Raw genomic sequence first — 23611 nt, forward strand, 5'->3', positions numbered from 1 at the left:
CACTACAAACAAATTGAGACTAATCCTTGTCCTGATTTGAAACTGATACAGTTTCAAGGTCCACACAAGGCGCATTCCAATCCCACATATCCTGCACATCCTGTATATGTTAATGTCGCCCTACTCTTCAACGATGAGGTGAAACGCAAACGGGCATGCGACGAGGAACAGCGCGTCGAAGGCGAGCAGGAAAGGCAGCCACCTGTCGAACGGGCTGCCGCCTTGTATGACCGCCGTCGATGCTTCGACCGCCGCGATGACTGCCGGCACGACGACCGGGAAGAACAGCAGCGGCAGCATCACTTCGCGGGAGCGCGTGTTCGCCGCTATCGCCGAGAACAGAGTGCCGATGGTCGCTATCGCTACGGTGGCGAGCGCGGCGACCGGTATCAGACCCGGCAGCAGCAGCGAGAAGTTGTACAGAACCGCGAATACGGGGAAGACGATAACTTCCACCAGCAGCATGAACAGCAGGCTGCCCAGCATCTTGCCGAAGAAAATCAAGTCGCGACTGACGGGTGCGAGCATCAGCGCGTGCATGCCGCCGCTCTCGCGTTCCAGCGCAATGGAGCGGTTTAGTCCCAGCACGCCGCCAAATGTGAACGCGGTCCATAGTATGCCCGGCGCCACGAAGGCGACCGTCTGCGGCGTGGGCGTGATGGCGAAGTTGAACACGACGATGACCAGCAGCGCGAACACCAGCGCGCTCACCACGATGTCCTTCGTGCGTAGTTCCAGCACCACATCCTTCCACAGGATAGCGAATATCGCCAGCATCGCCGCCTTCATCGGTCTCGCGCCTTTTCGCGCGTTTCAGCGCTATGCTCTTGGGCGTAGGATTGCGCTTGCTTGCGATATGCGGCTTTGGTAGCGTCGGCGTCCGGCGCGCCGTCGTATGCGATTCTGCCGTGCGACAGGATCGCCACGCGGTCGGCGAGCGCGATGCCGCGTTCAAGGTTGTGCGTGGTCATCAAAATCGTGCGCGTTGGGTTCGACCTGTCGGTTACGAGCGCTTCTAACAAGCCTAGCGCCTGCTGGTCGAGTCCGCTTTCGGGTTCGTCCATAATCAGCAAGCGCGGCGAGTGCAGCAGCGCTCGGGCTATGCTAAATCGGCGGCGCATACCGTGCGACAGCGTGCCGATTCGCGCATCCAGCCGCTCCACGACACCCATTTGCGCCGCGACCGTGTGGATACGCTGATCGATGCGGTCGAGCGCGAACATTCTGGCGAAAAAGCGCAGGTTTTCCGCGCCGGTCAAGCCGTCGTACAGCAGCGGTTCGTGCGTAACGACGCCAATTACGCGGCGCACGCGAACACCATCCCTGCGCGTGGACAAGCCCGCGATGCAAACTTCACCGGCGTCCGGCTTGGCAAGCATCGCAAGCGTCTTGATGAGCGTAGTCTTGCCGGAGCCGTTGGGGCCCAGCACGGTCAGCGTCTGCCCCCACGGGACTTGCAAGTTAAGGTCGCGCAGCACAGGCGTGCGTCCATAGGACTTGCCAAGCCCGCGCACATCGATGGCTAGTTGTGCGCTGTCAGGTTGCGAGTCGTGGTTATTGGCGGTTGCCATGATTGTCGTTCATCAAATTAGACTCACTCGCCATTACCCCGAAGCCAACCTACGCACCGCGTCTTCGTCTATCTCAATGCCCAGCCCAGCTCCGGTCGGCACGGCGAGGTAGCCGTCTTGCTGGTCGAATGGTTCGGCGGTGATGCCTTCGCGGATGCCGCTTGGTGTGCGGTCGAACTCCATCACCGGCTCTTGTTCGTATGGGCGCGGGTCGTAGGCGGGCGGGCATGGCGGTATCGTGGCGGCTAGGTGCAGGCTTGCGGCAATCATCACCGGCGATCCCCATACATGCGGGTTGACGAGGATGCCGTTCGCGTTGGCGCTCATGGCGATGTTGCGCATCTCGGTGATGCCGCCTGCGTTCACCACATCGGGCTGCGCTATGTCGTATGCGCGCCGAGCGAAGAAGTCCTTGAACTCGTAGCGCGTACGCAGGTTTTCGCCGCCTGCCACCGGCATGGATATGGCTGACTTGACCTGCAAATAGGCGTCAACATCCTTGGCGTTGACCGGCTCCTCGAACCAGGTGATGTCTAAGCCTTCGAGCTGCCTGCCGATGCGTATCGCCGCCGCTGCCGGATATGCTTGGTTGGCGTCAACCATCAGGCGAATATCGTCGCCGATGACATCGCGGATGGCTGCGACACGCCGCACATCCTCCGCGATGGGCAATCCGCCGACCTTTGTCTTCATGCCTTTGAATCCGAGTTCCACATACATCGCGGCTTCGTCGAGCAAGCGCGTCGGGAACTCGCCTTCGGTGTAGTACAGTCCGGTAGCATAGACGGCTACCCTGTCGCGGATGCGCCCGCCGAGCAGGTCGGACACGGACAATCCCGCCGCCTTGCCTGCTATGTCCCAAAGCGCGATGTCCACCGCGCTTATCGCGCTGCCGCCGAAGCCGCCGGCGTTGTTACCGTTGTACACGCGCGCGAACATATGCTGCCAGAGCAAATTGCGATTTCGCGGGTCCGCGCCGATAAGCACATCGCCAAAGTGCTGCTTGACGAATCCCCCACCCGCACCGACATATCCCTCGCCCCAACCTGTTATGCCCTCGTCTGTCTCGATTTTGACCAGATCGACCACGCGCGCCGGAATCCAGCCATTCGACCAGCCGAACGGTCGCTCCAACGGCGACGACAGATTAAAGCCTTCGATACTTGTGATGCGCATGCGGGTCTCCTAGCGGCGTTTTACAGGGTAATACAGGATGGACAGGATTTCGATAATTGTAGCAGTTGCCGTTTGGATTGCGATACACTATGACGCACTTGAGGCATAAGGCAGCAGACTGCCAAGCGGCAGACCGAATGGAGGAATAACGCAATATGACGAAGTATGCGCGATACGAACATGGCGGCGGCGTCTCGTATGGGATAGTCGAAGGCGACGATGTGCACGAGATTTCCGCTGCGCCGTATGAAGATTACGAGCGGACCGGCAACTCGGCGGCGCTGTCGGATGTGCGGCTGCTCGCGCCGGTGATGCCGGGCAAGATAATCGCAATCGGACGGAACTATGTCAGCCATCTGGCGCACTCGGCGTCGCTAGTGGGCGGCGACATCGACCTGCCGAAAGTGCCGGAGCCGTTCTTCAAGACGCCGTCGTCGGTGGTCGGTCCGAACGACCCCATCGTGCTGCCGCGCGAGGTGAGCGAAGAGGGCGTGCTGGTAGAGGAGGAGGCGGAGCTGACTCTGGTTATCGGCAAGCGGTGCCGCCGCGCCACGCGGGAGAACGCGCTGGACTTTGTTCTGGGCGTAACTTGCGGCAACGATGTGAGCGCGCGCAACTGGCAGCGCGGCGACCTGTCGTGGTGGCGTGCGAAGTCGTCCGACACATTCAGCCCGATAGGCCCGTATGTCGTAACCGGTCTGGATCCGGACAACCTGCTGCTGACGGGGCGCGTCAACGGCGAAGTGATACAGCAGTCGAACACCGATGAATTGGCGCACGACTGCCGCCGCATCATCGAGTTCGTCAGCAGCGTGCTAACGCTTGAGCCGGGCGATGTGATAATGACGGGAACGCCGGGTGAGCCGGGCGAAATCAAGCGCGGCGATGTGGTCGAGGTCGAACTAGAAGGCGTAGGCGTGCTAAGCAACCCCGTAGTGGCAGAGGAATAGGGAAACTAGCGGGGTGGGTATGAAATGAATTATGCCCACCGCTACTAACCTTAAGACGATTTCGCAAATGCAATTTATAACCTGTAACCTGTCATTTCGAGCGAAGCGAGAAATCTAAAGTCGGAAACAGGTTTGCATGCAACGATCTCAGATTCCTCACTGCGTTCGGAATGACAACAATGGGGATTTATGAAATCGTCTCGGACCTTGCTAAGCCTTGACAATCCGCGCTGAGTCTTGCTAGTCTGGCAGGCTTGGATGACTCATTCAGGCATATTGGTTCGCTAGAGGTTTTGCCTCTGCCCGGATCCGATTACCCCTCAGGAGGTGAAAGCATGACAGACAACCAACTAGCGATTGCCTATGAACTGGCTCTGGTCGCATCTTTCTGATGCGGCAAGAAGCACGACTAGCTGTGCGATGCTCTGCTGGTAGTAGAGTAAGAAGGGCAATCGATATAGAAGTGGCGCGTGGGAATGAATCCGTCAAGAACGGTATCGCGCCGCATGCATAACGGAACGGATTGCCGTCTGTGCATGTAGAACTGTAAGGGTTGTGGTTACAACTCTATGCAATTCCCTATCTGTTGTTGTATATCCATTGTATCCGGACGAGTCTGGAACTCATAAGGGCGCCCGCCATTTCGTTTTGGCGGGCGTTGCTTTTTTTCGCTTTGTGAAGAGGAATCTATGGATTCTTTCATATCGTTTACTTGGTGGAGTGTGGCGCTGCTGATGGGTGCCGGAGTTCTGGGCGGGTTCATAAATACGATTGCGGGCGGCGGGTCGATGATAACGGTACCGGCGCTGATGTTGCTGGGCATGCCGGCAGACCATGCGAACGCCACTAACAGAGTGGGTATTCTTCAACAGTCGCTGACGGGAGTGCGAGGCTTCAACGAGGCGGGGAAGCTTGAGCGTGGCTCGATTCTGCCAATGCTGCTGCCCACAGTGTCGGGCGCGGTTCTGGGCGCGCTGTCCACGACCTGGCTGCCGCCGGATATTCTGAAGCCGGCTCTTCTGGGGGCGATGATATTGATTGCGCTGGTGATGCTGGCGCTTCCGGATGTTATCGCGCCGCCGGAGGGAACTAGGACATACAGCCTGCGGGAGCGTCCGCTTGGATTTGCGATGCTATTCGGCGCGGGGTTATACGGCGGGTTCGTGCAGGCGGGGGTGGGCTTCATTCTCATCGCGGCGCTGGCGGCGGGGATGCGGTACGACCTGGTGCGGACGAACGCGCTGAAAGTTGTGTGCACGGCGATGTTCAGTGTTGCGGCGCTGGCGGTGTTCATACTTACGGGCAGAGTGGAGTGGATTTCGGGCATCATCTTGGCGGTGGGGATGACGATAGGGGCGTCAGCGAGCGTAAGGTTCGCGCTGAATGTGGAACAGCGGGTTATCAAGTGGGCGCTGTTTGTGATGGTGTGCCTAACGAGCGCGTCAGTATTGGTGTTCACATGATGCGTCGCAGAAATGCCCGCCTTTTACTTTGGCGGGCGTTTCTAACTTGCCGAACAATCCGATTGACCGAAAACTCCTACTTCAACACATTGCCTATCGTCAACCAGTAGAAGACGATGTAGGTGCCGGCGATTAGCATCAGCCATGTGCCAACCGGCTCGACATAGCGCATTACTTTACGCATTCCGCCGACCATCGCGCCCTTGAATAGTGACATCCCCAGCGTGAGTGTGAGTATCACCGATCCCATGCCGACGGCGTAAAGTATGAACTGCGCGAATGCTCCCCAGATGCTCGATGTCGCGAACGACGAGCCGATGACGGCGAGGAATATCGGCAGCGTGCAGCTCAGCGAAGCCAGTCCGTACGCCAAGCCGAAAATGAAGTAGCCGCGTATGTTCGCCTGTCCGGGATTGCCGAACTTCTCCGCCGTCTGCTGCGCCAGGGCGGTGTAGAGCTTGCCGCCGCCTAGCAGCCACGCGCCCGCTATCGTCAGCAGCACGCCGACTGTCAGCCCTATCCAAGGCAGTACGCTGCCGACCACCGAGCGCGCGCCAAGCCCGATGACCGCGCCAGCCGCCGCAAACAGCAGTATGAACCCGACCGTTACGGTTATGCCGATGAGCAGTGCCTTGAATATCTGCCCCACGAACGATGTTTCCTCTTCGTTGCCAACGCCTAGGTACAAGCCCATGTAGGCGGGCAGCATTGCGAATCCGCACGGGTTGAAGGCTGCCGCCAAGCCCGCGCCGAACGCGAAACCGAAGCCTGCCAGCGACCCCAAGCCGCCAACTTGCCGCGCCGCGCCGCCGGACAGCGATTCCACGAAGAAGTTGATGGCGTCGATGTCGCTGTCGCCGCGCACGATGAGCGCGCCGATGATCGCGATTCCAAGCGCAATCGCCGCTGCCGCAATCGGCAGCAAGACCCTGCGCGCAAAACTGCCCGCTTGCTGTGTGTCGGAGGATGCTGTCGTCTCGTACATTTGAATGCCTCGCGGTGTGCTAAGTATGTATATTTCTTATGATGCAAGAATGGCGGATAGGTTGCAGGGATGGCTGCATGAATTCGGTATTGGCTGATAATGGCGGATTTCCGTATTCTTCCATCCTGTTGACCGCCCCGTTCCAATGTTTGCAGTGGCTTGCCGCATGCCATATCCTGTTTGCCAAGTATCGAGCAACTGACAAACTGACATACCGACGATATTACCGCAGGTAAATGACCATGACTACCAAGTCTATGAACCGCGCTACTGAGTTTATTCACATGGACGATGTGGAGGCTATGCCGCTGATGCGATCTGAGCTTCCGGAGCGGTTCGAGAACTTTCAGCCGTCGCGCGAGTCGGCGCTGGACAACGAGATGATGGCGGAACACGGCTTCCCGGGCAGCGACGCGGAGCGATTTCGCAGCGTCGGACGCATCGGCGGGTTTATGCGCGAGTTCGTGTCGGTGGTGCCATCATTTGGCACGGACGGCGTGGATTTTATGCTTGCCACGGTGGCGCACCTGTTTGACACGCCTCAGTCTGTACACGACTGGATGCACGATGTCTTCCTGAAAGACTTCGAGACGAATGTCGGCGTCGCACTGGGGCAAAACCAGCGGCTAATCGGGTCGGAACGGCTTGAACCGGACGGCTTCTTCGACGAGGCGGTGGCGCTCAAGGCGTTGCACGAGGACAACGACCGGCTGATTTCCGTAACTATCGTGGACTTTCGGGTCGGGCGTGTGCTCGGCGTGGCGTTCGTGGGCACGCTAGGCGACCACACGCGGCTTGCCGAGGCGACTGAGCTCGCAGTCGCGCTGGAGCAGCGTATTGTGAGTGTGGCGTTGGCGTGATATTCATCCTTCCCCAACCTTCCTCCGTATGGGCATCCAGATAGGGAACGGACTTTTATTCCTATCTTGCCTGTGCATCCCGTTAGCCCCGTCCCATGAAAATCATGGCTATTGAATTGCGTTCAAAAGGCTTGACACTTTCAGAATTGTTGTGATAGTTTTCACCAGTGTTTTCAATGGTAGGCGTTGCGCCCCCAAGAGCCGTTAGGGAGGGTTCTCGGCGGGGTACTGCGCACAAGCTATCAAATGCTCTTCTTCCGTATCAGGGAGAGGGCTAATCTTGAGGCAACGACTTTATGGAACCAGCCCCTCTTACCGCGGTTCATTGGAGCGAACTGGGCAGTACGCTCTTCGCGATGTGGATGGTCGTCATATTCGTGGTGCTGTTTGCGGCGAATATGATAGTGGGGCATAATCTGCTTCCGTCATTCATCGCTTCTCGGCATGTGCCCGAATCCCTTCAGAAGGCTAGGCTATTCTTCTACGCCGCCGCTATCGTCTGCTTCGCCATCGCCGCGTTCTTCTTCGTCAGCATGGTTCAGCAGGCTGGTGTGCTGGAGACAATCTGGCCGGACTATTGGATATAATCTGACATTCCCGCCCCTATCAAACCAATGGGGTGCCCTGTACGAGGGCAGAAGACTAAAGATAGGTTAGTTCGATTTGATACCAGGCGATTTTCAATTCTCAAGGCCGTCGCGCAGGCAGATGATCAAGCATGGCATCCTGGGCGTCATCACATTGGGCGTTCTTGCCGTTCTCGCGTTGGCTTTGACATTTGTCATATCGGCGTGGCTGGGCAGGCCGGTAGTGTTCGGATACTCCGAGGGACCTGATCAGCCCATCGCGTTCCCGCACACCACGCATGTCGAAGACCTTGGCATGGACTGTACTTTCTGTCACCGCAATGTGACCGAGGGCGCCGCCGCCACGATTCCTTCCGCCGGGCTATGCCTGACATGCCACGAAGTCGTGGGCGACGACTTGCCCGAAGTCGAGAAGCTGCGCGAGATGGTGTCCGAGGACGGACGCCCGATCGACTGGGTGCGTGTCCACCGCGTCCCGGACCATGTGCATTTCGTACACGAAGCGCATATTCGCTTCTTCTCCGAGCGTGACAATATAGAGGAAACCGCGGTGTGCGCGACATGCCACGGAGATGTTGGTTCTATGGAAAAGGTTGAGCAGGTGCGCGACCTGAAGATGGGCGACTGCGTAAATTGCCACCGCGACAACGGCGCGCCCACAGACTGCACGACCTGTCACTATTAAAGCTAGAAGACGAGACAAAATGGCTCTAACGCGAAGACAATTCCTGACTCTAGCCGGTGGTTCGGCGGCGGGCGCTATCCTGTTTCAGGCGTGCGGTGTGCCGGAAGACGAACTACTGGTGCAGGCGCCGGTGGAAATGCCGGAAGACCTCGTTACCGGGCGCGACAATTGGTATGCAACGATATGTCGCCAATCCGGGGCGAGCGAAGGCATCGTCGTGCGCGTGATGGAGGGGCGCGCGAAGAAGATCGAAGGGAATGTCGATTATCCGGTAAACCGCGGAGCACACAGCGCGCGCAGCGAAGCCGGCTTACAGGCGCTGTATCATCCGGACAGAATCCGCGGTCCTATGGTGCGCTCCGGCGATCGCGGCGCAAAGCAGTTCCGCGAAATCAGCTGGGAAGACGCCGTCAGCCGCCTGACGCTGCAATTGCAGAACATCAGCGACGCAGGGCAGCAGTCCTCCGTCGTGCTCGCTACCGATCCGATAAACTCGCACCTGGCGTTGGTCGTGGATACATTCGCATCGGCGTACGGCGCGCGGCGTATGACATACGAACCGCTAGAGCGCACGACTGTCGGCACGGCAATGAAGCAAGTCTTCGGGCAGGACACTATGCCTGATCTTGACCTGGCGCATGCCGGCGCAATTCTGTCGTTCGGCGCGGACTTCCTTAACACTTGGGGATCGCCGGTGCGCTACGGTCGCGGCTACGGCGAGTTCCGCGACGACGAGCACGAACGCGGCACATTCATTCAGGTCGATTCGCGCTTTTCTATGAGCGCGGCGAACGCGGACACATGGGTGTATGTCAAACCCGGCATGGAAGGTGTGCTCGCGTTGAGCATCGCGCAGTCCATCATCGCGCAAGGGCTTGCGGACGAAGACGCCGCAGCCGCGCTGACATCGGCTATCGACATAAACGCGTACTCGCCGGACGCTGTGGCGGCAAGCACGGGCGTCAGCGCCGAGAAGATACAGCAGGTTGCGCACGACTTCGCAGAGCACCGCCCGGCAATAGCGTTTGGCGGCGGCTCGGCGGCGGCGCACACAAACGGCTTCTTCAACATGGCGGCGATATACTCGCTGAACTACCTAGTGGGCAGCGTGAACCACGAAGGCGGCATCGTATTCAATCCCGGCGCGGCGATAGACGGTGTTCCTGCGGCGAAGAGCGGCACGCCGTTCTCCGAGTGGCATCGCCTCGCGGACGAGATGTCACGCGGCGAGATACAGATGCTGATGGTGCGTGGCGCAGACCCGGTTTATGGGCTGCCGGACGCTGTCGGATTCGAGAACGCCTTGTACGATGTTCCGTTCATCGTGAGCTTCTCAGATATGATGGACGACACGACAGCCATCGCCGACCTGGTGCTGCCGCAGCACAACTATCTCGAAGACTGGGGCAGCGATGTCCCGGATCCGGCTCCCGGCTACCAAGTCGTCGGATTTCAGCAGCCTGTCGTCAGGCCGTTCTTCGAGGCCCGCGGCGAACAGCTCGGCACACGTAACTTTGCGGATGTACTGATTGCGACCGCGCAGGGACTCGAACTCGATCTTGGGCTACCGGGCGAGACATACCGCGACATACTGCAAGACGGCGCGATGAAGCTCTGGCAATCCGGCAGCGGATCGGTGAGAGCGGCGAGCTTCTACGCATTCTGGAACGGCGTGCTTCAGCGCGGCGGCTGGTGGGACACATCGGCAACCTCGAACGACAGCGCGCCCACACCTGCGCCTTTGGCAGCGCCAACCGAGCCATCGTTCACGGCGGGCGAGTTCCACCTCATCCCGTTCGAGACGACGGGGCTTGGAGACGGGCGCGGCGCGGCGCTGCCCTGGATGCAGGCAACGCCCGACCCGATTTCGACCGCGGTCTGGCGCACTTGGGTTGAGATAAACCACAAAGTCGCCGAAGAGCGCGACATCAGCGAGGGAGATGTCATCAGCCTGTCGTCGGATTACGGACGCATCGAGGCGCTGGCGTATCCGAGCCCGGCTGTGCCGCCGGATACGGTCTGCGTACCGGCAGGCGGCGGGCATGCCTCGGGTGGCCGCTACTCAGAACGGCGCGGCTCGAATGTGTATTCGATACTCGCGCCGAACATAGACGGCGAGACCGGCGCGCTCGCATGGGCGTCCACGAAGGTGAACATCGCGAAGACGGGCGAGTGGATTCGCCTGCCGAAGTTCGAGAACACGGTGCCGGACTTCCCGCGAGACGAACACCATCACATCATCCAGTTGACGCCGATAGACGGCTCTCACGGTGATACGCACTAGGCAGTTCACACAAATCAGAGACAATAAATCGATATAGTCAAAGCGCGCGACGGGGATACCGCCCTATCGCCGCCTTTCCCCAGGCAAGGGGCACGAAACAAGAGGAGCGCAGAGTATGGCGGATGCACAGTGGGGCATGGTGGTTGACATAGACAAGTGCACGGGCTGTCAAGCCTGCGTTGTCGCCTGCCAGTCCGAGAATAATGTGCCGATAAACGAAGAAGCGCACTTCAACCAGCGCCGCGCCATCGAGTGGATTCGCGTGGAGCGGTACTGGGAGGGCGAGTTCCCGGATGTTAAGGCGCGGTTCATTCCGCTGTTCTGCCAGCAGTGCGGCGATGCGCCGTGCGAGCCGGTATGCCCGGTGTACGCGACATACCACAACAGCGAAGGGCTGAATGTGCAGGTGTATAACCGCTGCATCGGAACGCGGTTCTGCGCGAACAACTGCCCGTATCAGGTGCGGTTCTTCAACTTCTGGGAGCCTGAATGGCCCGAAACGTTGAAAAACCAGCTCAACCCGGATGTCACGGTTCGCAGCCGGGGCATCATGGAGAAGTGCACATTCTGCGTACAGCGCATCCGGCGCAGCTCGCGCGAGGCGGACAAGGAAGGCGTGGAGTTGCAGGACGGCGACAGAGCGCTCAATCCGGCGTGTGTGAATGCCTGCCCAACCGAGGCGCTGATGTTCGGCGACCTGAACAACCCTGAGTCGAAGGTTGCGAAGAAAGCGGCGAAGGAACTGCGCGAGACGACACCCGCGCGCAAGGGCGGTCGCGGCTACGAGTTGATGGACGAATTCGGGACGCACCCGAATGTCGTATATCTGAAGAAGTATGACAAGGACGCCGGGGAAGCGCATTAGTATGGCTACTCATAACGACGCCGTCCCGAACGGCGCGGGGCACAATGGCAACGGGCATGTTGCTGCCGGTGGACATCATCATGGGCCGCGCGAAGGGCTGTATGTGCCTTTCACCACGCAAGGCGATGTGGTGAAGGATCTGGTAGGCAAGCACGACAAGCCTAGCGACAAGTGGTGGAGCGGCGTCGCGGCCGGCGCGATACTCCTCGTCTTGGGGATTATCGGCTTTGCGCTGCGCCTGACGGACGGCGTGAGCGATCGCATCGTCTGGGGCTATTTCGCGATGATGTTCGCGTTCGTTCTGACCACCGCGCAGGCAGCGCCGATGGTCGCCATCGCGCCGCGCATCGCAAACAGCCACTGGCGGCGTCCCATCTCCCGCGCCGCCGAACTTTGGACGGCTGTGGGGTTGTTCAACCTCATTCTGTTCATCCCGATGCTATGGATTCTGCCGCCGCTATCCGACGGCAGGCGCAGCCTCTGGTTCTGGAATCCGGAGGACCCGTTCTTCAGCCGTGTGCCGGTGCATTCACCGCACATCTGGGCGACGCTGGCGATAGTCGCGCTCGTGATAACGGGCGTGATGCTGCTGTGGCTGTCCGCCATGCCGGACTTGGCGCTGGTACGCGACCACGCGCCGGACGGCTTGCGAAAGCGAATAGCGACGAGACTTTCGCGCAACTGGGTCGGCACATCAGGGCAGTGGAACATGCTGCACCATCGAATGGGCATACTTGGCGCGTTCTACTTTATTATGCTCATATTCGTGCATTTCCTGATTTCCGTGGACTTCCTCATCGCGCTGGTGCCCGGCTGGATAGACGCGCTGTACCCGATAACGCATGCGGCGAACGCGCTGCAAGCGGGCGTGGCGACGGTCATACTGACGATGGTCGTGCTGCGGCAATGGGGCGGCTACAAAGACTACATAACGCTTGAGCAGTTCTGGGGCGTGAGCAAGCTGCTGTTTGCCCTGTCACTGCTGTGGTTCTGGTTCTGGTTCTCCAGCTTCAACGTGCTATGGTATGGCAAGAAGCCGAACGAAGAGAGCGTGCTCGAGCTGCTGACAGTCGGACCGTATCTGCCAGTGTTCATCGCGGTGTTCATACTGTGTTTCGCAGCGCCGCTGTTTGTGATGATGTGGAATGTCGTGCGCAAGAGTATATGGGGGCCGGCGATAATGTCCGTGGGTGTGCTGCTTGGCACATTATTGGACAGGCTACGGCTGTATGTGGCGACATACTCCATTCCCGGTATCGGCGACCCGAATGTGGACAAGCATCTGATTCACTTGGACGACTCGGGCAGACTGCCGTTGGCGATTCGCTACGCGCACTGGCCCGGCATACCGGACATTCTCATCGTGCTGGGCGTAATCGGCGGATGCGTGCTTGTGTACCTGCTGTTCGCACGAATTATCCCGCCGGTGAACATCTGGGAACAGAAGGAACTTATGCTGTACAAGATGCACAAAGGCTACCATCGCACGCAGGTGCTCATACTGGGCAAGCCCCGCTAGGCAAGACGCCGGTGCATAGCGCAAGGCGAATATGGCACCGGCAGGCGAGCGAGATTCAACAAGACAAGTAATGGGCGGCAGATGCAAGAGTTAATTTACAAGAATCAAAGGGAAGTGAACCGCGACCTGCTCGAAGGCGTTCTCGGAATGCCAAAGTGGTGGTGGGGCGTGGTCGGCTTCCTGCTGCTGGTCATTATTATCGGGCTGACGGCGTATGCCTACGAAGTCAACAAAGGCATGGGCGTCGCCGGACTGAGTCGCCCTGTGCTTTGGGGCTTTTATATCACCAACTTCGTGTTCTGGATCGGCATTAGCCACGCAGGCATTATGATTTCCGCCATCCTGCGCCTCACTCAGGCGGAATGGCGACGCCCCGTTACGCGCGCGGCTGAGGTTATGACGCTGTTCTCACTCATCGCCGCGCTGTCCAACATTATGTTCCATGTGGGGCGTCCGTGGCGCTTGTTCTGGGTGTATCCCTATGACTTCTCACGCGGCATATTCATGAATGTGCGCTCGCCGTTCGTCTGGGATCCGAGCGCGGTTATGACATACCTCATCGGCAGTTCGCTGTTCGTCTTCGTTGCGCTGATACCCGACCTCGCGGTCGTGCGAGACAGGGCGACCGGCAAATACGCGCCGAAGATATATGCAATGCTGTGCCTGGGTTGGCGTGGCACGCCGCGTCAGTGGCGCATGCAGGCGATAGCAGGCATTCTGCTGTCCGCGCTTGTATTGCCCGTGTTCGTATCGGTGCACAGCATCGTCTCGTGGGACTTCGCGGTAGCCATCGCCGTGGAAGGCTGGCACTCCACGATATTCGCGCCATACTTCATCATTGGCGCAATTCACTCCGGAGTATCCGCGGTCGCCATGATAATGGCGCTCATCGTCTGGATGTGGAAGGTCGAAGACTATATTCGACCTGACCACTTCGACGCCATCGGCAGGCTGCTCATCGTGGTAGCGGTAACATGGTTCTTCTTCTTCTTCGTAGAGTGGGTGTTCGCGCTCTATACGCTGGAAGCGCCTGACATCGCCCTGCGCGAGTTGCAAGTGTTCGGGTTCGATAACCCGTATTCGTGGCTGTTCCTGACATTCCTGCTGACGGCGTTCTTCATACCCGTGCCGATGTGGTTATTCAAGGGCGTGCGGCGCAGCGCGAAGTGGATGTTCTTCACCACCGTGCTGGTGAACATCGGCATGTGGCTGGAGCGCTTCCTGATTATCATCCCCGGCCTGTCGCGGCGCACGCATCTGACATTTGACTGGGGCACATACCACCCAAGCATCATCGAGATTCTCATTGTCGCGGAGACATTCGCATTCGTGGCGCTGGGCATGGTGCTATTCGCCAAGGTATTTCCGCTGATACCGTTGTTCGATGTGAAAGAAGGCATGATATTCCGCGACGAAATAAAGATCGGGCGAAGAACCGTGCCGGCGAGCATCAGGGAAACGCCGTAGAGAGAGTTATCAGTTTTCAGTGGTCAGTTTTCAGTTAGCCCGTGTGGATTCCCGCTTTCGTGGGAATGACGAGGGCTAACAGGCAACAGGATAGATTTGAAGAGGCGAGTTATGGCAAATAGAAGCGTGTTGGGGCTGTTCCCGGAAGAGCAGGTTGACACGGCTGCGGACGCGATGGATGCGTTGGCAGCGGCGGGCTACACGGACAGCGAGTACGAAGTTCTGACCGGGACACCGTATCCTGAGGGCACATTCGGCGAGGCAGAACCTGTACACAAGCTGTTCCGCTGGCCATTGATGGGCGCGGCATGCGGCTTCATCGTGGGCTTGCTGGTTACGGCCGGTTCGCAGCTTGCGTATCCGCTGGTTACGGGCGGTAAGCCTGTGCTGTCCATACCGCCGATGGCAATCATCATGTACGAAGGCACGATGCTGGGCGCGATTATCTTCGCGGTCATAGGCATCATCGTCGAGTCGCGGCTACCGCGTCTGTTCATGGGCGCATACGACACCCGCATCACCGAGGGATACATCGGCGTAACCGTGACGGCAGACGAGAGCCGTATGGAGGATGCGGAGAAGGTGCTGCGCGACTCGGGCGCAGAGGACATTAAGCGCGGTTGGGAGAGCAACTAGCAGATGAGCAACTCTTCCCGAATGAAGACCCGCCACGGTGGGAATCACGGAACGACAATGATGGCAAACGGTCGTCATGGCAATGCTCGCCGGTTCGCCGGACGAGCGGCGCTGATAACGCTCGTCGCTCTGCTGACGGTCGCCGCGCTTGGCTGCTACAACACGCGCACAGGCAGGGTGGATGTCGGCGGATCGATCAACTTCAAGTTGCCCGCGTTCACGCAGACGGGCAGCCACGCGGTGCAGATGTTCACCGAGATGCACTATCAGCCGTCTTATCGCGTGCAGGAAGGTCCGCGCATTCTGCCGCCACCAGACTCCGTGCCCGTAACCGGCAGGGAAATCGAGTACGACACGGCAGCGGCGTATCAGGCGCTGCGAATCCCGGACGCGATTGCCCAAGACCCGAACACGCTGACAAGAGCGCGCGAGACTTACGATGTCAACTGCCTAGTGTGCCACGGCTCCAACCTGCGCGGCGAAGACGGCGACGCTACGATACTGCCGTATCTGGCGAACGCAAGCGGCGCACGCCCGCGTAACCTGGTCGATGTAAAGCTCAGCGACGACGGCGAGCAAATCATAGGCGCAGCAAGCGACGCCACCACCGACGGCGAGATATACGCATGGATAACCTATGGCGGACAAGCCGGCTTCGCGTCCGCTCTACGCGACCGCCCAACAACATCCTGGATGCCTCAGTTCATAAACCTCCTAAGCGAAGAAGAACGTTGGGAGCTGGTTGCGCTGATAAGATCCGAGCAGGCGAAGTAAATCTGTACGCGACAATTCGTGAATTATGAATCCCCTTCTTGGCTAAATGCAGGAAGGGGATTTTGTTTTGCCACGCGATAAGGGACTTTGGCGCGCGTCGTGCTACAATTAAGCACGGTGACATTGGTTGATTTGAACGATGACGAACCACAATAAACGACAGTAGCAGACAATAGCAATAATGGCGGAGGAATATGCGATGACTAGCCAGGCGCTTGAGACGGCATACACGATTGACACTTCTAGCATTAAGTTTGGCGTGGGCGTTACGCGCGAGGTCGGATATGAGATGCACCGGCTAGGCACGCGCCGCGTGATGGTCGTCACCGACCCGAGAATGGCAAGCAGCGAGGCGGTAGAGATTACGCTGAGATCACTGCGGAACGAGGGCATCGACGCCGTGCTATTCGACAGGGTTAGCGTCGAGCCTACGGATGTGTCATTCAAGGAGGCAATCACATTCGCCACGGAAGGCAACTTCGACGGATATGTGGCGGTCGGCGGCGGGTCGAGCATCGATACGGCGAAGGCTGCGAATTTGTACGCCACCTGGCCTGCGGACTTTCTCGCATATGTGAACGCGCCAATCGGCGAGGGCAGACCCGTGCCCGGACCGCTGAAGCCGCTGATTGCCATCCCCACGACGTCCGGCACTGGCAGCGAGACGACAGGCGTAGCGATTTTCGACTTTCTGAAGATGGAAGCGAAGACAGGCATCGCACACAGAGCGTTGCGCCCGGTGATGGGCATCGTTGATCCGCTGCACGCGCAGACGCTGCCGAGCGAGGTAGTCGCGTACAGCGGGTTCGACGTGCTCTGCCATGCCTTGGAGTCGTACACTGCCCTGCCTTTCAGCGAGCGGGACGCGCCGGAGAATCCTGGCCTTCGTCCGTCGTACCAAGGCTCGAACCCGATTAGCGATGTGTGGGCGACTCGCGCTGTCGAGATGGTGGCTGGCAGCATGGTGCGCGCATACGACGACGCGGATGACATCGAGGCGCGCAGCCAGATGATGCTCGCGGCGACATTCGCGGGTGTCGGGTTCGGCAATGCCGGCTGCCACCTGCCGCACGGCATGTCGTATCCGGTGTCGGGCATGGTGCGCGAGTTCTGCCCGGATGGGTATCCGCAGGAGGCGCCGCTCGTGCCGCACGGCATGTCCGTGATACTTAACGCGCCCGCCGTATTCCGCTTCACCGCGCCGACGAACCCGGCGCGCCACCTGCACGCGGCGCGGCTGATGGGACAGGAAGTGCACGGAGCAAACCCGGAAGACGCCGGCGAACTTCTCGTGGACGCCATCGTAGGACTGATGCGGCGCGTGAATGTGCCGAACGGGTTGTCTGCGATAGGCTACTCGGAAGACGACCTCGACAAGCTGGTGGAAGGCACGCTGCCGCAGCACCGAGTTGTGAAGCTATCGCCGCGTCCCGCCGGCGCGGAAGAACTGCGGTCGTTGTTTAGAGACTCTATGAATCTCTGGTAGATTTGGCTCGTTAGTAGGTCGGAGCGTCGGTCGCCCCTACCATCGTTGCACCCCGCCCATTCGTCCGCAACATTAACATATCCCAACCAGCTAGGGGAAAAGGGACTGGACGCATAACAATTGCGTCCAGTCTCCGACCTGAAGACGATTTCACAAGTGCAACTTATACCGGTCATTTGAAATTCATACCTATCATTTCTCGCTTCGCTCGAAATCTAAAGTCGGCAACAGGTTTGCATGCAACGATCCCTGCTTTCGCAGGGACATGCTTCAGACTCCTCACTGCGTTCGGAATGACAACATCAGGGATTTGTGAAATCGTCTTCTGGAGCTGTGAGTAAATTGACATCGGATTTCAATGTGAATAAGATAAAGGGTAGAATGTATGCGTCTTGCGTAAGGAGGGATAAGTGTGACTTCGGGAGCGGCGGAATCTACCACTATACAAGAAGCCTTGGACATGTATGTCCGGAGCCTCAAATCTGGCGGCAAGTCCAAGGGCAAGTCCAGCAAGAGTGACGAGCCAATCGACCACAAAGCCCTCTACCAGTTCGTGCAGTACTTCTCGCCCGAAACCCCTCTGCAGAAACTTTCTCCGTCGGACATTGGCTCATACGCAGAGCATGTCAATGGCGAGGGACACGACCCCGGCGCAACCAGCCAACTGCAGTCGGTCAAGAAGTTCCTCGAATATGCTAAGAAGAGCGAGGACATCACGGAAGAAAACCTGTCGCGCTATGTCCGAATTCGCAAGTCGCGAGCCAGACAAGGCGCTACGGTGGTTTCGAGCGAATCGCAGCCTATCGAACTGACATCTGAAGGGCATGAGCAACTAGTCCAGCAGCGCACGAGGCTTATGGCGGAGAGCGCGACTCTCGTCGAGGAGATACGAAGAGCGCGAGCGGATGGCGATGTTACCGAGAACTCGCCACTTGACGCAGCACGCGAAGAGCAGGGCAGAGTCGAGGCGCGAATCCAAGAGATTACCGCCACGCTGGAAAAGTCCGTCATCATTGACGAAGGGCAGGCGCGCGACAGCAAGGTCGTGAAAATCGGCGCTCGCGTGGAAGTGAAAGACCTGAACAGCGGCAGAGAGCCGAACACATACACGCTCGTGAACAAGACCGAGGCGAACCCCTTGGACAAGCGCATCTCCGACGATTCGCCGATGGGCAAGGCGCTGATGGGCAAGCGCGTCGGGCAGAAGTTGAAGGTCGAAACGCCTCGCGGCACACAGAATTACGAAGTCGTCAGTATTGCCTAGCCTCATACAGCCTTGCTTTGGTACTACTCCCAATAACCAATCGCTGTCTTCAGCCTTGACTAGCGAATCTGTGCCATTCACAATGCTGACTATAAGGCTGTCCTTCGGATAGATAATCCAGTATTTCCAATGCGGGGTAATGGCTCGTCTTGTAATGTCGTTGCCGTCAAGGGCGAAAGCGCTAGTTTTCGATAGTGCCTGACTGCTAATTACCCGCCCTGTTTCGAAACGGTCTAGTTAAGACGATCGCGTTTTATTCGTCTATTCTTGCCAGCGTATGGCAAATACTGCCTCAGAATGAATTTGCCCGGCGCTTTGCGCATCATTAGCTCCCCGTTTAGCCTCCACATCATCGTACCCTTCGATGTTTCCCATCCACACGATGCGGAAGGGCTTTCCGGAAAGATATTTGCCCCATTTGGAGTAGCCTTCCTTGACTACTACTGCGTCTAACGGCAAACTTTGGGCTTCCGTCGTACTGCTCGTTGGCGCGGGCATTCCCGGCGTGACAATCAGGCTGGCGGGGATTACCATCGACCCCGCTCTGGAAGTTCTGATTTTCGGCGTCGGCATAGTAGGCGGCGCGTTCCTGCTGTCTTGGGCGGCAGAAGTCGCGCAGATGGACATATCCGCATCACTGGCAATCGCGGTGCTCGCGTTCATCGCCGTGCTGCCGGAGTACATGATCGAAGCGACGCTCGCATGGAACGCGGGCGAATCGTACAGCCAACTAGGTGTCGCCGGCAGCAGCGGGGTGACCAAAGAAATGTCTCTCGTCGCGGCGAATGTAACCGGGTCGAACCGCCTGCTCGTCGGTCTCGGCTGGTCTGCGGTGATAATCCTCTTCTGGCTGCGGCGGCGCAAGGGATTCGACATGCGCGGCTTGCTCACGCTGGAAATGCCGATGCTGCTGGTCGCCACGCTTCTCACCTTAATCGTCGCGTTCACCAAGTCCATACCGATATGGCTTGCCGTCGTGTGCATTGGCGCGTACATATTCTACCTATGGCGCAGTTCCACGCAGGAAGCCAAAGAACCAGAGCTGATTGGCGCAGGCGCGATGATAGCCGGCTTCCGCCCGCTATACAGGCGGATGTGGGTCTTGGCGTTGTTCATATACAGCGCGGCGGTCATCGTGATCGCGGCAGAGCCGTTCGTGGTCGGCTTGCAGGCGACCGGCGAGCAACTGGGCGTTAGCGAGTTCCTGCTGATACAATGGATTGCCCCGTTGGCATCGGAATCGCCGGAGATAATCGTGGCGGTGCTGTTCGCCCTGCGCGCCAACCCGGACGGCGGTCTGACGACGATCATATCGTCGCAGGTGAACCAGCTGACGCTGCTTGTCGGCAGCATCGTGGTGGTGTTCAGCATATCGGCGGGGGTGCCGCTCACCTTCCCGCTCGACTACTTCGAGCCTAGCAACTTCTTCGTGCGGCTTGCCAGTCCGTTCGGATTACAGGCAAGCGAGTTCCTGCTCACGGCGGCGATGGCGGCGTTCGCGATGCTGCTAGCGTCCACGCGCATCGTCAAACTGTGGCATGGGCTTACGCTGTTCGCGATATTCGTCGCGTATCTGGTGGCGCTATGGGCGCTGAATTTCTTCGGCGGCATAGACACGGAGAACGTGCCGCTGCGAATGTGGTCATCGGTCATAGTCTTCACGCTTGCCGCGCTGCTCGTGGCGCTGAACTGGCGGCGCGTGGTGTATATCTTCAAGGGCGTCCCGCACCCAGCGACGACCGGCATAGCGGCGAATGCTAAAATGCCGTCGCTTGGAAATTAGATTCCTACTGCCTGCCGCGCCCCTTACTCCTCTACCGTGCCACTTCCTCGGCACACAAGATTCCTCGCTTCGCTCGGAGTGACAGGTAGGGTTGGGCTCCATCTCCGCTACTCTGCTCCCTTACCCCTTGATGGGGGAAGGTTAGGGATGGGGGAAGGTTAGGATGGGGGGTGAATTGGTGCATACCGATTTATACTCTACTTTGATGACAGGCACGTTTTCTTTGAATATGGCTGGCAAAAGCGTTATGCTGTGGGTAGGCATTTATTGCCTGAGATATTATGACTGGCTCTTGGGGTGTTATCAGAATGGCAACGCGGGCAATCGAAGCGGACACAAGGGAATTGGTGGAGGAGCTGCAGCGCAATGTAACGGGCGAAGTGCGCTTTGATGAGATGACTCGCATGCTGTATAGCACGGACGCGAGCATCTACCAAATAGAGCCTGTTGGCGTCGTGCTGCCTTGGAATACAGACGATGTTATCGCTGTGCTGGAGACCGCAAATCGCCACAATGTGCCGGTGCTTCCGCGCGGCGCAGGCACGAGCCTCGCCGGACAGACGGTTGCGAACGCCATCGTGATGGACTTCTCGCGGCACATGCGCGATGTGGTGGAATTGAACGCCGAAGAAGGCTGGGTGCGAGCTCAGCCGGGCATTATCCTCGACGAGCTGAATCACAAGATTGCGTCCAGCGGCCTGTTCTTCACGCCGGACCCGAGCACCAGCAGCCGCGGCAATGTTGGCGGCGCGCTCGGCAACAACTCCTGCGGCGCACACTCCATTATGTATGGCAAGACGGTTGACAATGTGGAATCGATGGATGTCGTGCTTGCCAACGGCGACCCGGCGCACTTCGGACCGCTGGACGGCGCACAGCTGGAAGCTCGGATGCGCGGTGAGAACCTGGAAGGCGACATATATCGCAATCTGTTCGCACTCGGCGAAGCGCACCGTAACGAAGTTCTCGAGCGATACCCGAAAATCCTGCGGCGCGTGTCCGGCTACAACCTCGACGAGTTCGTGGGCGGCAGCGACTTCAACATGGCGCGCTTTGTCGTTGGTTCGGAAGGCACGCTGGTAACCATTACCGAGGCGAAACTGAAACTCTGGGAGCGCCCCAAGATAACCGGGCTGTCCGTCTTACACTTCGACGACCTAGTCCAATCCATGGAAGCCACCGTCGCCACGCTGGATTTGGAACCGGCCGCTGTGGAAATGATCGGCACCATGATTATCAGGCAGGCGCAGAGCAGCCTCGCGTACTCGCGCATCACCGACTTTATCGAAGGCGAGCCTGAGGCGCTGCTGGTCGTGGAATTCACTGCGGAATCCGACACTGAACTTATTTCGAAGTTGGAACAGCTCGAAGCGCGAATGCGGCGCGAAGGGCTTGCCTACGCTATGCCGCGCCTCATCAAGCCGTCCGACCAGGCGAAGGTCTGGGATGTGCGAAAAGCCGGACTGGGTCTGATGATGAACGTGCCCGGCGACGCCAAGCCGCTGCCGTTTGTGGAAGACACCGCAGTGTCGCCCGAGAAGCTGCCTCAATTCGTCAAGCGGTTCGACGAGATCGTTCAATGTCACGGCACGGAGGCGGGCTACTACGGGCACGCGAGCGTGGGCTGCCTGCATATCCGCCCGCTCATCAACCTGAAAGATGACGCCGAAGTCAAAAAGATGGTGTCCATTTCGGACGAGATAAGCGATCTAGTGTTGGAGTTCGGCGGATCGCTGAGCGGCGAGCATGGCGACGGTCTGGTTCGCAGCCCGTACACCGAGAAAATGTTCGGCAGCGAGATATACGACGCATTCCGCAATGTCAAGCGCACTTTCGATCCGAAGGGCATTATGAACCCGGGCAAGATTGTGGACGCGCCGCCGATGACGGACAGCCTGCGAATTGGCCCGCAGTATCAGCCGTTGCAGATAGACACCGGCTTCGCGTACAAGGAAGAGGGCAGTTTTGCGCACGCAATCGAAATGTGCAACGGGCAGGGTCAGTGCCGCAAGGTGCTAGGCGGGACGATGTGCCCATCGTACATGGTAACGCGCGACGAAGAGCATTCGACGCGCGGGCGTGCCAATGCGCTGCGCAGTGCTATGTCCGGCGCGCTGCCGCACGAAGCGCTGACGAGCAAGCGCATGATGCAGGTAATGGACCTGTGCTTGGAGTGCAAGGGCTGCAAGGCGGAATGCCCGTCCAATGTGGACATGGCGAAGCTCAAGTACGAATTCTTGGACAAATACAAGAAAGCTAACGGCTACTCGCTGCGCGATAGGATGATGGGCAACGTGGCGTTCTTCAACAAGATGGCGTCGCCGTTCGCGCCATTGGCGAACCTGCCGCTGAAGTCCGCAATCGGCAAGGAACTGCTAGATCGATACGCGGGCATCGATAAGCGGCGTGATTTGCCAATGCTGGCAAACCAGACATTCCTGCAATGGTTCAGGGCGTCCGGCGGATCGCCGGCGTCTGATGCGGTGCATGGCACGGTCGTGCTGTTCCCCGACACATTCACGAACTACAATCATCCTGAACTCGGCATCGCAGCCGTGAAGGTCCTGCGACACTTGGGATTCCGCGTAGCGCTGCCGGAGGTGGGATGCTGCGGTCGCCCGATGCTGTCGAAGGGCTTTATGGACAAGGCGAAGGCGAGCGCGCGGGCGAATGTGGACAGCGTGTATCCGCTAATCGAGCAAGGCGCTAAGCTGGTGGGATTGGAGCCGAGTTGCATCCTGAGCTTCAGAGACGAGTACGAAGACTTGCTCGGCGGCGAACCGAAGGCGAAGGCGATAGCGGAGAACACGATGCTCATCGAAGAGTTCCTGCTATACGCGCAGGAACGGCACGGCGCGGAGATAGAGTTCACGCAGCCGCCGGGAACGGTGCTGTTCCACGGGCATTGCCATCAGAAGGCATTGGTCGGCACGCGCCCAGCGATGCAGGTGCTAAACTCGATTCAGGGCTGCGAGGCGCGAGAGATACAGAGCGGCTGTTGCGGAATGGCGGGGTCGTTCGGTATGGAGAAGGAGCATTACGACATCTCCATGAGCATCGGAGAGATGGCGTTGTTCCCGGCGGTTCGCGCGCAGGAAGGCGAATTCGAACTGGTGATGGAAGGCGTATCCTGCCGTCAGCAGGTAGAAAGCGGAACAGGCAAGAAGGCAAAGCATCTGGTGGAGCTGCTGGCAGACGCGATTTAGGGGCGGTTAAGGATGCATATTCCCGTGCGTTCCGGTGATTGCCAGGGTGT

General features: G+C 58.8%; 19 protein-coding genes. 15 read left to right on the forward strand and 4 right to left on the reverse strand.

What is annotated here, in order from left to right; all coding sequences use genetic code 11:
* Positions 1-120: 120 nt before the first annotated feature.
* From F4X57_13065 to F4X57_13075, 3 genes are read right to left on the reverse strand one after another with little or no spacing between them, the layout of a single operon-like run.
* Complete coding sequence (locus F4X57_13065) at positions 121-777, reverse strand: ABC transporter permease subunit (protein MYC08080.1); 657 nt, start codon at positions 775-777, stop codon at positions 121-123.
* Positions 778-785: 8 nt separating this feature from the next.
* A complete protein-coding gene (locus F4X57_13070; protein ID MYC08081.1) occupies positions 786-1571 on the reverse strand; it encodes an ABC transporter ATP-binding protein in 786 nt (261 codons plus the stop codon).
* Positions 1572-1604: 33 nt separating this feature from the next.
* On the reverse strand, positions 1605-2747 hold the full coding sequence (locus F4X57_13075) for a mandelate racemase/muconate lactonizing enzyme family protein (GenBank protein MYC08082.1): 1143 nt from the start codon (positions 2745-2747) through the stop codon (positions 1605-1607).
* Positions 2748-2902: 155 nt separating this feature from the next.
* On the opposite strand from F4X57_13075, the gene F4X57_13080 reads away from it, so the two are divergent.
* A complete protein-coding gene (locus F4X57_13080) occupies positions 2903-3697 on the forward strand; it encodes a fumarylacetoacetate hydrolase family protein (protein MYC08083.1) in 795 nt (264 codons plus the stop codon).
* Positions 3698-4398: 701 nt separating this feature from the next.
* The gene (locus tag F4X57_13085; GenBank protein MYC08084.1) at positions 4399-5160 is read left to right on the forward strand and encodes a sulfite exporter TauE/SafE family protein; all 762 of its coding nucleotides are present in this window, start codon (positions 4399-4401) and stop codon (positions 5158-5160) included.
* A 76-nt stretch (positions 5161-5236) separates the two neighbouring features.
* Here the strand turns inward: F4X57_13085 and F4X57_13090 are convergent, their stop codons facing one another.
* A complete protein-coding gene (locus F4X57_13090; GenBank protein MYC08085.1) occupies positions 5237-6145 on the reverse strand; it encodes a cytochrome c biogenesis protein CcdA in 909 nt (302 codons plus the stop codon).
* Between the two features lie 242 nt (positions 6146-6387).
* Between F4X57_13090 and F4X57_13095 the strand changes: the two genes are divergently transcribed.
* From F4X57_13095 to F4X57_13155, 13 genes are all read left to right on the forward strand, one after another.
* Complete coding sequence (locus F4X57_13095) at positions 6388-7005, forward strand: hypothetical protein (protein MYC08086.1); 618 nt, start codon at positions 6388-6390, stop codon at positions 7003-7005.
* 296 nt (positions 7006-7301) lie between these two features.
* The gene (locus F4X57_13100; GenBank protein MYC08087.1) at positions 7302-7592 is read left to right on the forward strand and encodes a hypothetical protein; all 291 of its coding nucleotides are present in this window, start codon (positions 7302-7304) and stop codon (positions 7590-7592) included.
* A gap of 124 nt (positions 7593-7716) precedes the next feature.
* Positions 7717-8277, forward strand: a complete 561-nt coding sequence (locus F4X57_13105) for a molecular chaperone (protein MYC08088.1) — start codon at positions 7717-7719, stop codon at positions 8275-8277.
* Positions 8278-8296: 19 nt separating this feature from the next.
* Complete coding sequence (locus tag F4X57_13110; GenBank protein ID MYC08089.1) at positions 8297-10561, forward strand: molybdopterin-dependent oxidoreductase; 2265 nt, start codon at positions 8297-8299, stop codon at positions 10559-10561.
* A gap of 115 nt (positions 10562-10676) precedes the next feature.
* Positions 10677-11426 (forward strand): 4Fe-4S dicluster domain-containing protein, encoded by a 750-nt coding sequence (locus F4X57_13115; GenBank protein MYC08090.1) that lies wholly within the window; start codon positions 10677-10679, stop codon positions 11424-11426.
* 1 nt (position 11427) lies between these two features.
* A complete protein-coding gene (locus tag F4X57_13120; protein ID MYC08091.1) occupies positions 11428-12945 on the forward strand; it encodes a hypothetical protein in 1518 nt (505 codons plus the stop codon).
* 81 nt (positions 12946-13026) lie between these two features.
* Positions 13027-14412 carry a molybdopterin oxidoreductase gene (locus F4X57_13125; protein ID MYC08092.1) on the forward strand — a complete coding sequence of 462 codons (1386 nt, stop codon included), beginning with the start codon at positions 13027-13029 and terminating at the stop codon, positions 14410-14412.
* Positions 14413-14523: 111 nt separating this feature from the next.
* On the forward strand, positions 14524-15048 hold the full coding sequence (locus F4X57_13130) for a DUF3341 domain-containing protein (GenBank protein ID MYC08093.1): 525 nt from the start codon (positions 14524-14526) through the stop codon (positions 15046-15048).
* 3 nt (positions 15049-15051) lie between these two features.
* Positions 15052-15822 (forward strand): c-type cytochrome, encoded by a 771-nt coding sequence (locus F4X57_13135; protein MYC08094.1) that lies wholly within the window; start codon positions 15052-15054, stop codon positions 15820-15822.
* Between the two features lie 199 nt (positions 15823-16021).
* Positions 16022-17308, forward strand: a complete 1287-nt coding sequence (locus tag F4X57_13140; protein ID MYC08095.1) for an iron-containing alcohol dehydrogenase — start codon at positions 16022-16024, stop codon at positions 17306-17308.
* Positions 17309-17720: 412 nt separating this feature from the next.
* A complete protein-coding gene (locus tag F4X57_13145) occupies positions 17721-18572 on the forward strand; it encodes a transcription elongation factor GreA (protein ID MYC08096.1) in 852 nt (283 codons plus the stop codon).
* 433 nt (positions 18573-19005) lie between these two features.
* The gene (locus F4X57_13150; protein MYC08097.1) at positions 19006-20355 is read left to right on the forward strand and encodes a sodium:proton exchanger; all 1350 of its coding nucleotides are present in this window, start codon (positions 19006-19008) and stop codon (positions 20353-20355) included.
* A gap of 308 nt (positions 20356-20663) precedes the next feature.
* Complete coding sequence (locus tag F4X57_13155) at positions 20664-23561, forward strand: anaerobic glycerol-3-phosphate dehydrogenase subunit C (GenBank protein MYC08098.1); 2898 nt, start codon at positions 20664-20666, stop codon at positions 23559-23561.
* The last annotated feature ends 50 nt before the right edge of the window (positions 23562-23611 follow it).

It is taken from the genome of Chloroflexota bacterium (assembly GCA_009840355.1).
GTDB lineage: Bacteria > Chloroflexota > Dehalococcoidia > Lucifugimonadales > JADFKI01 > Bin90.